Origin of the sequence: Usitatibacter rugosus (assembly GCF_013003965.1) — a bacterium.
Taxonomy (GTDB): Bacteria; Pseudomonadota; Gammaproteobacteria; order Burkholderiales; family Usitatibacteraceae; genus Usitatibacter; species Usitatibacter rugosus.
Window position 1 is genome coordinate 2,454,810 of the sequence record NZ_CP053069.1, and the last position, 12,724, is coordinate 2,467,533.

11 protein-coding genes are annotated in these 12,724 nt (G+C 67.1%); 9 read left to right on the forward strand and 2 right to left on the reverse strand.

Going from position 1 to position 12,724, the window contains the following annotated elements; genetic code table 11:
- Nucleotides 1–27: 27 nt before the first annotated feature.
- Entirely contained in the window at nt 28–1,287 is a 1,260-nt protein-coding gene (locus DSM104443_RS11570; protein ID WP_171092368.1) for an SGNH/GDSL hydrolase family protein, read from the reverse strand.
- A gap of 48 nt (nt 1,288–1,335) precedes the next feature.
- Here DSM104443_RS11570 and DSM104443_RS11575 point away from each other — a divergent pair, with 48 nt between their 5' ends.
- From DSM104443_RS11575 to DSM104443_RS11595, 5 genes are all read left to right on the forward strand, one after another.
- Nucleotides 1,336–2,679, forward strand: a complete 1,344-nt coding sequence (locus DSM104443_RS11575) for an enolase C-terminal domain-like protein (protein WP_171092370.1) — start codon at nt 1,336–1,338, stop codon at nt 2,677–2,679.
- A 22-nt stretch (nt 2,680–2,701) separates the two neighbouring features.
- Complete coding sequence (locus DSM104443_RS11580; RefSeq protein ID WP_171092372.1) at nt 2,702–4,306, forward strand: glycoside hydrolase family 43 protein; 1,605 nt, start codon at nt 2,702–2,704, stop codon at nt 4,304–4,306.
- A 378-nt stretch (nt 4,307–4,684) separates the two neighbouring features.
- Nucleotides 4,685–5,815, forward strand: a complete 1,131-nt coding sequence (locus tag DSM104443_RS11585; RefSeq protein ID WP_171092373.1) for a methyl-accepting chemotaxis protein — start codon at nt 4,685–4,687, stop codon at nt 5,813–5,815.
- 24 nt (nt 5,816–5,839) lie between these two features.
- Nucleotides 5,840–6,367 carry a tetratricopeptide repeat protein gene (locus tag DSM104443_RS11590; protein ID WP_171092375.1) on the forward strand — a complete coding sequence of 176 codons (528 nt, stop codon included), beginning with the start codon at nt 5,840–5,842 and terminating at the stop codon, nt 6,365–6,367.
- Between the two features lie 41 nt (nt 6,368–6,408).
- A complete protein-coding gene (locus DSM104443_RS11595) occupies nt 6,409–7,287 on the forward strand; it encodes a DMT family transporter (RefSeq protein ID WP_171092378.1) in 879 nt (292 codons plus the stop codon).
- A 7-nt stretch (nt 7,288–7,294) separates the two neighbouring features.
- Here DSM104443_RS11595 and DSM104443_RS11600 read toward each other — a convergent pair whose 3' ends face one another.
- Complete coding sequence (locus DSM104443_RS11600; RefSeq protein WP_171092380.1) at nt 7,295–8,263, reverse strand: Bug family tripartite tricarboxylate transporter substrate binding protein; 969 nt, start codon at nt 8,261–8,263, stop codon at nt 7,295–7,297.
- Between the two features lie 144 nt (nt 8,264–8,407).
- Between DSM104443_RS11600 and DSM104443_RS11605 the strand changes: the two genes are divergently transcribed.
- Genes DSM104443_RS11605 through cax form a run of 4 tightly spaced genes read left to right on the forward strand, consistent with a single transcriptional unit; the run spans nt 8,408 to nt 12,722 of the window.
- The gene (locus DSM104443_RS11605) at nt 8,408–8,971 is read left to right on the forward strand and encodes a DUF3302 domain-containing protein (RefSeq protein ID WP_171092382.1); all 564 of its coding nucleotides are present in this window, start codon (nt 8,408–8,410) and stop codon (nt 8,969–8,971) included.
- A complete protein-coding gene (locus DSM104443_RS11610) occupies nt 8,971–10,194 on the forward strand; it encodes an HlyD family secretion protein (protein ID WP_171092384.1) in 1,224 nt (407 codons plus the stop codon). Before DSM104443_RS11605 ends, DSM104443_RS11610 begins: the two co-directional genes overlap by 1 nt.
- 7 nt (nt 10,195–10,201) lie before the next feature.
- A complete protein-coding gene (locus DSM104443_RS11615) occupies nt 10,202–11,635 on the forward strand; it encodes a TolC family protein (RefSeq protein ID WP_171092386.1) in 1,434 nt (477 codons plus the stop codon).
- Nucleotides 11,636–11,651: 16 nt separating this feature from the next.
- Nucleotides 11,652–12,722: a calcium/proton exchanger gene (cax, locus tag DSM104443_RS11620; protein WP_171092387.1), complete on the forward strand. Its 1,071-nt coding sequence runs from the start codon at nt 11,652–11,654 to the stop codon at nt 12,720–12,722.
- The last annotated feature ends 2 nt before the right edge of the window (nt 12,723–12,724 follow it).

The window sequence follows — 12,724 nt, forward strand, 5'->3', positions numbered from 1 at the left end:
CTCCGTGGTTCAACGCTTTTGACCTGGTCATCTGCAGGTTTTCGCGAACGCCGCGAGCGGCACCGCATCCGCCATCGCCCGGAAGCCGCCGACGCCAGGATGAAGCCCGTCACCCTTGTCCTTGTCCTTCGCCATGCGGTCGGGCTGCGCGGGATCGCGGACCACGGCATCGAAGTCCGCCACCGCGTCGAAGGTGCCCGAGCTGCGAATGAAGGTGTTCAGCTCCTGCCGATCGGCCTCGTTGTCGGCCTTCGGGTGGTAATACTCGCTGGAGCCGTAAGGCGTGATCGTGGCGCCGACGACACAGATGCCCTGCGCGTGCGCCTTCGCGACAACTTGCCGATAGGCCATCTTGAGATTCTCGACGAGCTGAGCGCGAGCCAGCGCGGTGTCCTCGGCGTTGCGATGCAGCACACCGAGGTCGTTCACGCCGATCAGCACGATGGCATGCGTGACGCCGCTCCTCGCCAGCACATCGCGATCGAAGCGAGAGACGAGGTTGGGGCCGATGCCGTCCTTCAACATCCGCCCGCCCCCAATGCCCGCGTTGACCACGCCCATCGCCGGTCCTTCGGCTCTCAGGCGGCGCGCGAGAAGATCGGGCCAGCGGTCGTTGCCGTCGGTGGTCGCGCCGTTGCCATCGGTGATCGAGTCGCCGATCGCCACCACGGCGCCAGTGCCACGCGGTGCCAGCACCTCGAGATCGGCGATCACGTACCAGCGCGTGAAGGTCTCGGCTCCGGGCCAGGACGATTCGACCACGCGATTACCCTTGGCGAGGAAGCTCGTGGTGCGCGATCCGGGATGGCTCGTCTGCCGTGCCGGTTCGTCCTTGAAGTGGAGAGAGATCGCGAGGTCGGCGCCCGCCGCATGCGCGAAATCCACGGGATCGCTGTAGTACTCACCACCCGGCGGAATCGTGACCGAAGGCTTGCCACCGAAGGCCAGCGCGCGAATCGAAGCCGCATCGACATCGGCCTTGCCGACGGCCAACGCGCGCGCAATGCTCGCCGCCTCGACCGTGAGCGGCGCCGTGCCGAAGACGTTGCTCAGTCGCAAACGGATGCGCGAGCCCCCGAGCGACACCTGGACCAGTTGCCGCAGGCTCGCATTGCGCCATTTCTCGGGCTCGAGGACGTTGTCGCGCTCGGCAATGATCTGCGAGGTGCCCCATGAGGCCACCCAATGCTCTGCGGGCGGGGCGTGTTGGGTCGACGCGCACGCGGCGAGGCCAAAAGCAGCCAGCAACGCGGCAAACCCGCGTTTCCCGTGTTGACCCGGGCTCATGTCTCCTCCAGAATTTGATTTATGGTAGCGCTACCTATGATAACCGAGATGCAGGTCATCCCCGTCGCAGGCCATGACGGGATGCTCCTCAACCTCTGCGGGGCCCACCAGCCCTACTTCACCCGCAACCTCGTCCTGCTGAAGGACAGCGCGGGACGCACCGGCATCGGGGAAGTCCCCGGCGGGGACGGGATCCTCAGGGCCTTGCAGAAGGCCGTACCGGTGGTCGTCGGCACCGAAGTCGGCACCTTCAACCGAACGATCGCGGCGGTACGCGAGTGCATTGCCGGCAAGGCGACCGGCATGCAGCACCAGGTCACGTCCGCAGCCGAGGCGGCGGTGCTGAAGCAGCCGCACGAGATCAATCTCCGTTTGGACAACGTGGTGACCGCGGTCGAAGCGGCGCTGCTCGACCTCCTGGGCCAGCACCTGGGCGTACCGGTCTGCGAGCTGCTCGGCTCCGGGCAGCAACGCGAGGCGGTCCCGATGCTCGCGTATCTCTTCTATGTCGGCGACCGCAAGCGCACGGACTTGCCCTATCTCTCCGGTGACACCCTCTCGGGATGGCACCGGTCGCGTCATCAACCGGCATTGACCCCCGCGCAGATCGTCGAGCAGGCCGAGGCGACGGTCGAGCGCTACGGGTTCACGAACTTCAAGCTGAAGGGCGGCGTGATGAGCGGCGAGGACGAAATCGCCGCCGTCACCGCGATCAAGAAGCGCTTTCCGCAGGCGGGCGTGACGCTCGACCCCAACGGCGCCTGGTCGCTCGCCGAGGCGATCGAGCTCTGCCGCGGCCAGGGCCATGTGTTGAGCTACGCGGAAGATCCCTGCGGCCCGGAGAACGGCTATTCGGGGCGCGAGATGATGGCCGAGTTCAAGCGCGCGACCGGGATCCGCAGCGCCACCAACATGATCGCCACCGACTGGCGGCAGATGGCGCACTCGTACCTGCTCGGCGCCGTGGACATCCCGCTCGCGGACCCGCACTTCTGGACCATGGCGGGCTCCGTGAGGCTGGCGCAGCTCTGCCACGACTGGGGCCTCACCTGGGGCTCGCATTCGAACAACCACTTCGACGTCTCGCTTGCGATGTTCACGCACGCCGCGGCCGCCGCCCCCGGGCGCATCACCGCGATCGACACGCACTGGATCTGGCAGGAAGGCGAGGAGCGCTTGACGAAGGAGCCGCTGCAGATCCGCGGCGGCCACGTCGAGGTGCCGAAGAAGCCGGGCCTGGGCATCGAACCCGACATGGACCGCATCCGCGCGGCCCACGAGCTCTACAAGAAGGTCGGCAGCGGCGCCCGCGACGACGCGATGCCGATGCAATACCTCGTTCCCGGATGGAAGTACGACCCGAAGCAACCCAGCGTCGGGCGAAAAAAGTAGCTCCCTCGAAGAAGAGAAACCGATGATCCGCAACCCGATCCTGCCGGGGTTCAACCCCGATCCGTCCATCTGCCGCGTCGGCGACGACTACTACATCGCCGTCTCCACCTTCGAGTGGTATCCCGGCGTGCAGATCCACCATTCGAAGGACCTCGTGAACTGGGAGCTGGTGTGCCGGCCCCTCACGAGAGCCTCGCAGCTCGACATGCGCGGCAACCCCGACTCGTGCGGCATCTGGGCGCCGTGCCTCTCGTACGCGGACGGCAAGTTCTGGCTCGTCTACACGGACGTGAAGCGCTACGACGGCAACTTCAAGGACGTGCACAACTACATCGTGACGGCGCCGTCGATCACCGGGCCGTGGAGCGATCCCTGGTACGTGAACTCTTCCGGCTTCGACCCGACGCTCTTCCACGACGACGATGGCCGCAAGTGGTTTCTCAACATGGTCTGGAACTATCGGACGGAATCGGTCGGCGGCAACCCGAAGACACCGGCCTTCGACGGCATCCTGCTGCAGGAGTGGGACGCGAAGACTTCGAAGCTCGTGGGTCCGGTGAAGAACGTGTATCGCGGCACGCCGCAGGGGCTGGTCGAAGGACCGCACGTCTTCAAGCGGAACGGCTGGTACTACCTCACCGTCGCCGAGGGCGGCACGTCGTACGGCCATGCGGTGACGATGGCGCGGTCGCGAAAGCTCGACGGCCCGTACGAGACGCACCCGCTGCTGCATCCGATCACGTCGAAGGACAAGCCCGAGGCGCCGCTGCAGCGTGCAGGCCACGGGCAGATCGTCGAGACGCCGGACGGGCAGTTCTATCACACGCATCTGTGTGGCCGTCCCCTGCCGGGCACGCGCCGCTCGCCGCTCGGGCGCGAGACCGCAATCCAGAAGGTGGTGTGGAAGGAAGACGAGTGGCTCTACCTCGAGCACGGCGGCGTGGTGCCCGCCGTGGAGGTGCCCTCGCCCGATCCCTCGGTGATGCCGAAGCCGCACGTGGAAATCAAACGCGATTTCGCGAAGTGCACGGAGCTGCCGATGGAGTTCCAGTGGCTGCGCACGCCGCAACCCGAGCGCCTCTTCAAGCTCACGGGCTCGGCACTGCGGCTGCACGCACGCGAATCGGTGGGAAGCTGGTTCGAGCAGAGCCTCGTGGCGCGGCGGCAGGAGGATTTCAAGTTCCGCTCCGAGACCTCGGTGTCGTTCTCGCCGACCACGTACCAGCAGGTCGCGGGCCTCACCTACTACTACAACCGCTTCAAGTTCCACTTCATCGCCGTCACGTGGCACGAGACGATGGGTCGCGTGATCACCATGATGTCCTGCCCCGGGGACTATCCCGACGGCCGGCTGGTCTTCCCGCTGCACGCGCCGATTCCGGTGCCTCCGATCGGACCGATCGGCCTCGCGGCCGAAGTCGATGGACCGACGCTGCACTTCTTCTTCAATGCCGGAGATGGGTGGCGGCGCATCGGTCCTGATCTCGACGCGAGCGTGATCTCGGATGAAGGCGGCCGGGGAGCGCATGGCTCGTTCACCGGCGCCTTCATCGGAATGCTCGCGTTCGACCAATCGGGCGTGGCTTGCCCCGCGGACTTCAGTCACTTCACCTATTCGCCTCGCTGACGCTGACTAAACAGGTGAGGAGGGCGAGGGGCTGCATCGATCATCGGAGCTGAATCGAAGATCGCGGGGCCATATCGACGTGCCTCTATTCCGTTCGATTCGACGATATTGGCCGCGGAGGGCAGGGGGTCGCGTCGGGCTTTTTTCCTTCGGCGGGAGGACTGGCGGAATGAACCGTGGGTGTCGGAGTGAGGCCCGATGACACTGCCTCCCATCTTCGATCTACAACCGTCGCAAGTGACGTCAACACGATGAGCGATCACGACTAGTCCACGATCCGCCAGATCCGGGGGCCGAACGGAAAAAAGACCGACCGACCCCCTCGCCCTCCTCGACTGTTGAACGAGTTGTGGCACGAGCGTTGCGTCATGCACCGGCATGGAGACCTACGACGGTGCGAAGCTCGGCGCGGCAGTACCCGAAACACCCGTTGATGGTGCGTCAGGCACCCGCGTGGTGCGTGGCAAGGCCCTCCTCCAGCTCGCGCACGCGACCATCGGCCTCTCGAAGATCGCGCCGCGATTGAACGAGCTGGCCGAAACGCGCCAGGGCGAAGCGGAGCGGCAGGCGGGGCGGGCGACGGAGGTCACGGCGCTCACGCGGCAGATGTCCGAGTCGCTCGCGGAGACCGTCGGCACCTTGCGCACCGCGACCACCGAGATCACGGACCTGGCCGAACGGATCCGTCGCATCGCCGAGCAGACCTCCCTCATCGCCATCAACACGGGTGTCGCTGCCGCGCACGCCGGAGCGCAGGGCAAGGTCTTCAGCGTACTCTCGCAGGAGATCCGCGCGTTGTCGCAGAACACCACGGCGGCCGCTCGCGACGTCGAGACGAAGATCCGCCAGTTGCAGGAGAGTGCCGAGCGCACCGCTCGCGTGGTGGGACTCGACGGCGCCGCCAAGGCCAAGCAGGAAGACGGGCCCGGCCTCGCGTGGGTGCTCTCCCGCATGGAAGAGGCGCAATCGAGTGCCACGCGCCAGGCGACGGAAGCGCGCGAGCTCACGCACCTCGGCTCGGAGCTCCGCGCGCTGTCCGAGGCGATGATCCGTTCGGTCGGCGCCTTCCGCCTCGATGCGCATCGCCGCGCCGAGTCGCTGCTGGAAGAGCTGCGCACGGATCCGGGCCTGTGCTCGGGCGAGCTCACGCGCAAGACCCGGGCGCTTCGGCTCGCGCTCGAGCTCTGCCCGCCCGTCGAGCTCGCCTACGTGACCGACCTTCGCGGCGTGCAGGTGACGGAGAACATCGCGCGCAAGGCCTTCAGCGCGAGCTACGGCCGCTCGGGGGCGGGCCGGGATTGGTCGCGCAGGCCGTGGTTCCAGGGGGCCGTTCGCGCGCCCGGCGTCTTCAGCTCGGAGATCTACCGTTCCGTGGCCACTGACGAGTTCTGCCTCACCGTGGCCGCGACGTATGGCCCGGCCGATGGAACCCGCCTGGGCGTCGTGGCGCTCGACCTCAACTTCCGCCAGCTGCTCGGCGATCCGCGCATCGAGAGCCTCCCGGCGTAGACTTCCGGCAAGGAGGTCCTCGTCATGATCAAGACATCGCTCGTGGTCGCCTTGCTCGCCCTGTCACCGAACCTCGACGCCGCCAATCCCAAGGCCGCCGAGGCGCAGCGCCTCCTCGGCATGAAGTACTACCAGGGCGAGGGCGTGAAGCAGGACATCCCCAAGGCCGTGATGCATCTCGAGAACGCCGCGAAGGCCGGCGATACGGAGGCCGCGATCACGCTCGGCAAGATGTACGAGTACGGAATGAGCGTCCCCGTGGACCTCGCTCGCGCCGCGACCTGGTACGTGCGAGGCGCGGAGCTCGGAGCGCCCCAGGCGCAGTTCGAGAGCAGCGTGGCCTACTACAAGGGGCAGGGCGTCGGCCGCGATCTCCCCGAAGCCGTGAAATGGTGGACCATCGCATCGGCGTGCCCGGGCTATGCGGAGAAGATCCGTCCCTCCGTCGCATCGGCCGAATCCAAGCTCGATCCCACGGTGATCGAAGAGGGCCAGCAGCGCGCGAAGTCGTGGGCCGCCACGCATCCCGCGCCCCGCTGCACCGAGGGCTAGCCGCTCCCGGGCCGCGAGGCCCGAGCCTGTATCGTGGCGGGGTGGACACCGACCATCCCCTGCGCCACGCCCTGCCGCCGCTACTGTTCGCGGGCGTGTGCTTCGCGACCCTCGACGCCACCGCCAAGTACCTCGTCGTCGAGCACACGCTCTTCGTGGTGGTCTGGGCGCGCTATGCCGGCCAGATGCTCGTGGTGACGCCGATCGCATGGCACCAGCGAGGGCACGGCTTCTGGCGCACGAAGCACCTGCGCATGCAGCTCGCACGCTCCCTGTGCCTCGTGATCGCGACGATGTGCTTCTTCGGCTCCTTGCGCTTCCTTCCGCTCGCGGAGGCCACGGCCATCACCTTCCTGGCGCCCATGTTCGCGATCGTGCTGTCGAAGGCCGTGCTGGGCGAAGTGCCGACGATGTCGCGCTGGATCTCGGCCATCGCCGGGTTCATCGGCATCCTGCTGCTCGCACGGCCCGGCTCCGCCGTGTTCCAGCCCGCGGCTGCATTGCTCGTGCTGGCCGCGATCTCGAACGCGATGTACCAGCTCCTCACGCGCAAGCTCCCCAACGACACGCCGCACACCACGCTCTTCTATTCGGGGCTCGTCGGCACCGTGGCGCTCTCGGCGATGGTGCCGTTCACGCCGTTTCCCGTGTCGTTCTCGTACACGGACGTGTTTTTTCTCGTGCTGCTCGGAACGCTCGCGGGGCTGGGCCACGGCATGTTGATCGGCGCGTTCGTGCGCGCGCCCGCCTCGCTGCTGGCGCCCTTCATGTACATCCAGATGCTGTGGGCGACGCTCTACGGCTACCTGGTCTTCGGGCACCTGCCGGACAAGGTTTCCGCGCTCGGCATGGCGATCATCGTCGCCTCCGGCGTGGGGCTGGTGGTGCACGAGCGCCGCCTGCGAGGCAGCGCGGGCTAGCGCGCGGTCAGTTGACGGTGATGTTGGCCGAGCGGATCAGCTTGCCCCACTTGTCGCTCTCCGCGCGAATGTGCGCGGCGAAGGCCTCGGGAGGACCGCCCACGGGATCGACACCGAGCGCCGCGAACTTCTGGCGCACTTCGTCGGACTTGAGGATCTTGTCGATCGCCGCATTCAGCTTCGCGATGATCGGCTTGGGCGTCGCGGCAGGCGCGACGATGCCGCTCCACGACAGCGACTCGTAGCCTTCCACGCCCGATTCCGCGATCGTCGGCACGTCCGGCAGGTTGGGCATGCGCGTCTTGCTGGTGACACCGAGCGCGCGCAGCTTTCCCTGCTGGATGAACGGGATCGACGACGGCGCATTGTCGAAGAGCATCGTCACCTGGCCGGAGATCACGTCCACCAGCGCCTGCGAGCTGCCTTTGTACGGGACATGCAGGACATCCACGCCGGCCATCGCCTTGAAGAGCTCGCCCGTGAGGTGCGTGGAGCTGCCCGAGCCCGAGGACGCGAACGTGAGGCTACCGGGCTTGGCCTTCGCCGCGGCGATCAGCTCCTGCACCGTCTTCACGGGCACGGCCGGATTCACCACGAGCACATTGGTGATGAGCGACGTGTAGCTCACCGGCGCGAAATCGCGGGCCGGCGAGTACGACAGCTCCTTGAAGAGGTGCGCGTTGATCGAGAGCACGCCGGTGGTGCCCATCAGCAACGTGTAACCGTCCGGGGCCGCCTTGGCCACGGCATCGGCGCCGATGTTGCCGCTGGCGCCCGCGCGGTTGTCCACGACGAAGGTCTGCTTCAGCTCCGTGCCCAGCTTGTCGGCGAGGATGCGGGCCACGACGTCGGTGGAACCTCCGGGAGCGAAGGGCACGACGATCTTCACGGGGCGAACGGGATAGTCGTCGTCGGCCGACATGGCGACCGTCGATCCGACAAGGAGTGCGGCGGCGAACAGGGTATGGAAGCGCATGGACCGCAGTCTGCGGACCCTTTTCTCGCCGCGCAAGGGTCGCCACAGTATGGAGGGCGTTAATATGGCACCTTGGTCCAAGTGCAGCGCCATCCAAAGCGATCTAGAGTCGGCTACCGACCCATGCAGTTCGGGAGAAATGCAATGCGATTGTTACTGTGCCTCTTCGTGCTCGCGGCCACCCCCGCCCGGGCCTCATTCCTTTCCGGCGAAGCGCTGGACACCATGGCCGACGTGATGGCCATCGTGGTCCTGTTCCTGGTCCCGGTCGTCCTCATCATCGTGTTCTGGCTCGTGCACGTGATGCCCGAGAAGATCGCCCACAAGCGCCACCACCCGCAGACCGAGGCGATCACGACCCTGTGCCTGCTGTCGCTCGTCTTCGGCGGCCTGCTCTGGCCGCTGGCCTGGCTCTGGGCGTACACCAAGCCCGTCGGGTACCGCGTGGCGTACGGCACCGACAAGCATGACAACTACTACGACGAGATGGCCGAGAAGCACCGCGCCGGCACGCTGCTGCGCGACGACCTTCGCCATTTGCGCGAAGATCTCGAGGCCATGGAATCGCGCGGAGCCCTTCCGCCGAAGCTGAAGACCTTGAAGGACGAGCTGGACGCCTTGAAGCGCAACGCCGTCCAGGCCGAAGCGGCCGCGATCGCCGCCGCGCCGGTCCCGCCGCCCGCGGCGAACGAAAGGGGGAACGGCTGATGGAAATCATTCTCCTCGGCATCTATTCGTTCTTCGTCTGGCTGATCTTCATCAAGTTCAAGCTGCTGCCGTGGAACACGCCCTGGAAGGTCACCGTCGTCATCATCCCGATCGTCGGCCTCGCCTCGCTGATCCTGCTGCTGAACATCTTCGCGCCCTCCTCCGCCGACGTGCGCGTCTACAAGTACACGATCCCCATCGTCTCGCAGGTGAGGGGCCGCGTGATCGAGGTTCCGGTGACCGAAGGCAACCGCCTGGTGAAGAAGGGCGAAGTGCTCTTCAAGGTCGATCCCACGCCCTACCAGCTCGACGTGAACACGCTCACCGCGCAGCTCGCCGCCGCGAGCGCGGGGCAGCGCGAGGTCGAGGAGAACCTCAAGGGCACGCGCGGCAAGATCGCGGAATCGCGCGGCGCCATCACGCAGGCCGAAAGCCGTACGCGCGAAGTGAACGCGCGGCTGGCCCTTACGCGGAAGCGCGCCGAGCAGTACCGCGAGCTCGCGAAAACCGGCGCCGGATCGCGCTTCGATCTCGAGAAGGCCGAAGCCGACTTGGCCGAGCAGGAAGGCCAGCTCGCCGCTGCACGCAGCGCCGAGGTCCAGGCGCGCGCCTCCGAAACGCAGGCGGTCGCGGGCGAGCAGCAAGTGGTCCAGAAGCTGGGCGGCCGGGTGAACGGCGAATACGCGCAAGTCGCACAGATCCGCGCACAGCTCGAGAACGCGAAGTGGCTGCTCGAACAGACGACCACCGTGTCGCCCTGTGACTGCTACGTGGTGAACCTGCAGCTTCGCGTGGGCGCCTTCGTCGCGGGACTGCCGTTGAACGCGGTAATGACGCTGGTCGAGGCCGAGGGCCAGGTGGTCGCGCTCTACAACCAGAACGAGCTGCACCAGGTGGAGCCCGGCAACGAGGTCGAGTTCACCGTGAATACGCTGCCCGGCAAGGTCGTGAAGGGCACCGTCGATTCGATCATCTGGGCCCAGGGCGCGGGACAGTTGCAGGCTTCGGGGCAGATCCCGATGTCCGCGTACATCCAGCAGCCCCCGGGACGGTTCGCGGTGAAGTTCAACATCGCCGAGAAGGACCGTGCGACATTCCTCGCGGCCGGCGCCGCGGGCCACGCGGCGATCTACACGGACCACCTGCATGCGGTGCACATCATCCGCAAGATCATCGTGCGCGTCGGCTCGTACACGAATTACCTGATTTTGAAGCTGCACTGAGATGCGCGTGATCCGATCCGCACTGCCGGCCGCCATCGCCTTCGCGCTGGCCGGCTGCGCCCTCGCCCCGCCGCCCCAGGGCGAGGACCTGCAGAAGGACTCCGCGCCCAACCGTCCGATCGCCGCGCAGTGGACGGCTCCGGGCGGCCTCGCGGGCACGGCCACCGACCGCTGGCTCGCGACCTTCAACGACAAGCAGCTGGAAGCCCTCGCCGCCGAGGCGATCGCGTACAACTTCGACCTTCGCGTCGCGGCGGCACGCGTCGAGCAGGCCGCGGCGTACCAGCGGGTTGCCGCCGGCACGCTCTGGCCGCAGGTGAACGCCATGGCGCGCGGCGGCGGCAAGATGGGCGGCGATCCTTCGGGGTTGCAGGGCATCGGCCTCTTCGCGAACTGGGAGATCGACCTCTGGGGCCGGATGCGCTCCGGAGCCAAGGCGGCCGACTATCAATTCGATTCCGCGACGCTGGATGCCGAATTCGCCCGCCAGTCGATCGTGGCGCAGGTCGCGAAGGGCTGGTTCCTCGCGACCGAGGCGCGGCTGCAGCGCGGCATCGCCGACGAATCGGTGAAAGCCGCCGAAGGCGTCGTGGGTCTTTCGCAGGACCGCATGAGGGTCGGCGTGGGTGACGAATACGACCTCACCGTCGCCAACGCGAGCCTCTACAGCTTCCGCGATGCCTCGCAGAGCCTCGACCAGGCCTACCAGCAAGCGGTTCGTTCGCTCGAGATCCTCGTCGGCCGCTATCCCGCCGCGATCCTCGCCGTTCCCACCGACCTTCCCGCGCCGCCGCCCCCGGTTCCGGTCGGCATGCCCTCGGAGCTCCTCGAGCGCCGGCCCGATGTCGTGGCCGCGGAGCGCCGCGTCGCCGCGGCCTTCTATCGCACGCAGGAATCGAAGGCCGCACGCCTGCCGCGCATCTCGCTCACGGCATCGCTCACCTCGGTCAGCAGCGAGCTTTTCGTCCTCCAGGAGCGGAGCAACCCCGTGTCGAGCTTCGGCGGATCGATCATGGCGCCGCTCTTCCTTGGCGGCCAGCTGCAGGCACAAGTCGACATCCGCACCGCCGAGCAGAAGCAGGCGATCGCGGAATACGGCCGCATCAGCACGCGTGCCTTCGGGGAAGTGGAGAACGCCCTCTCGTCGGGCTTCGCGCTCGACGCGCGCGAGGCCTTCCTGCGCCAGGCCGTCGCCGAGAACACGCGCAGCCTCGAGCTCTCCGGCATCCGCTACCGCGTCGGCTCCGGCGACCTGCGCTCCGTGCTCCAGCAGAACATTTCGCTCTTCAGCGCGCAGGTGAACCTGGTGCGCATTCGCAGCGAGCGGCTGGTGCAGCGCGTGAACCTGCACGTCGCACTGGGGGGCAGCTTCGACGAGAAGCCCACCGTGCCTCCGCCGCCCGATCCCAAGGCGGCCAACGAGTCCGGCACTCCCAAGTGACCCTGCGAGCGACGGCGTGAAACCCTCGCTCAACTGGCTGCTGGCTTTCATTCCGATCACGCTGGCGCTCGAGCACCTGCACGCGAGCCCGCCATGGGTGTTCTTCTCGGCCGCGGTCGCGATCGTGCCGATCGCAAGCCTCATCGTACGGTCCACCGAGCATCTCTCGACGTACACGGGCGATGCGGTCGGCGGCCTTCTCAATGCGACGTTCGGCAACGCGCCCGAGCTCATCATCGCGATGGTCGCGCTGAAGGCCGGGATGCTCGACATGGTCCGGGCCTCCATCGCCGGGGCGATCCTCGCCAACCTGCTGCTGGCGCTCGGCATCGCGTTCCTGCTGGGCGGCCTTCGCTACCACACCCAGACCTACCAGGCGGGAGCCGCACGCCTCTACGGCTCGATGATGCTGGTGGCCGCGATCAGCCTCCTGGTGCCCAGCGCCTTCAGCCGCTTCTTCGCGCCCACGGAGATGGTGCGCGCGGAGGCCATGCTCAATATCGGGCTCGCGGTGGTCCTGCTCGTGGCCTACGTGCTGTACCTCGTGTTCATGCTGAAGACGCATCCGGAGGAGTTCAAGGCCGCGCCGGGCGCGGAGGAAGAGCACCACGGTGAGCGCTGGAGCATCAAACGCTCGGTGGGCGGCCTCGTCCTCGCCTCGCTGCTCGCCGCGTGGATGAGCGAGATCCTCGTGGGCGCCGCGGAAGGCACGGGCAAGGCGCTCGGCATGTCCGAGGTGTTCATCGGCATCGTCTTCCTCGCGATCGTGGGGGGCGCCGCGGAATCGAGCTCGGCGATCGCGATGGCCCGGCGCAACAAGATGGACCTCACCGTCGGCATCGTGATGGGCAGCTGCATCCAGATCGCGCTCTTCGTGGCACCCGTGCTGGTGCTGGCGAGCTACTTCGTGGGACCGCGCCCGCTCGAGCTCTCGTTCAACCGCGCCGAGATCGGAGCGCTGCTGATGGCGGTGCTGATCGGCTCGATGGTGGCCGGCGACGGCCGCGCCAACTGGTTCAAGGGCGTGCAGCTGATCGCGGTGTATCTCATCATCGCCTTGATGTTCTATTTCATTCCCGTGGGGTGAGG

Bases quoted from the DNA above. Each gene is read 5' to 3' on its own strand.
- DSM104443_RS11610 (WP_171092384.1), top strand. From the start codon at position 8,971: ATGGAAATCATTCTCCTCGGCATCTATTCGTTCTTCGTCTGGCTGATC.
- DSM104443_RS11605 (WP_171092382.1), top strand. From the start codon at position 8,408: ATGCGATTGTTACTGTGCCTCTTCGTGCTCGCGGCCACCCCCGCCCGG.
- DSM104443_RS11585 (WP_171092373.1), top strand. From the start codon at position 4,685: ATGGAGACCTACGACGGTGCGAAGCTCGGCGCGGCAGTACCCGAAACA.
- DSM104443_RS11600 (WP_171092380.1), bottom strand. From the start codon at position 8,263: ATGCGCTTCCATACCCTGTTCGCCGCCGCACTCCTTGTCGGATCGACG.
- DSM104443_RS11580 (WP_171092372.1), top strand. From the start codon at position 2,702: ATGATCCGCAACCCGATCCTGCCGGGGTTCAACCCCGATCCGTCCATC.
- DSM104443_RS11590 (WP_171092375.1), top strand. From the start codon at position 5,840: ATGATCAAGACATCGCTCGTGGTCGCCTTGCTCGCCCTGTCACCGAAC.
- DSM104443_RS11575 (WP_171092370.1), top strand. From the start codon at position 1,336: ATGCAGGTCATCCCCGTCGCAGGCCATGACGGGATGCTCCTCAACCTC.
- DSM104443_RS11570 (WP_171092368.1), bottom strand. From the start codon at position 1,287: ATGAGCCCGGGTCAACACGGGAAACGCGGGTTTGCCGCGTTGCTGGCT.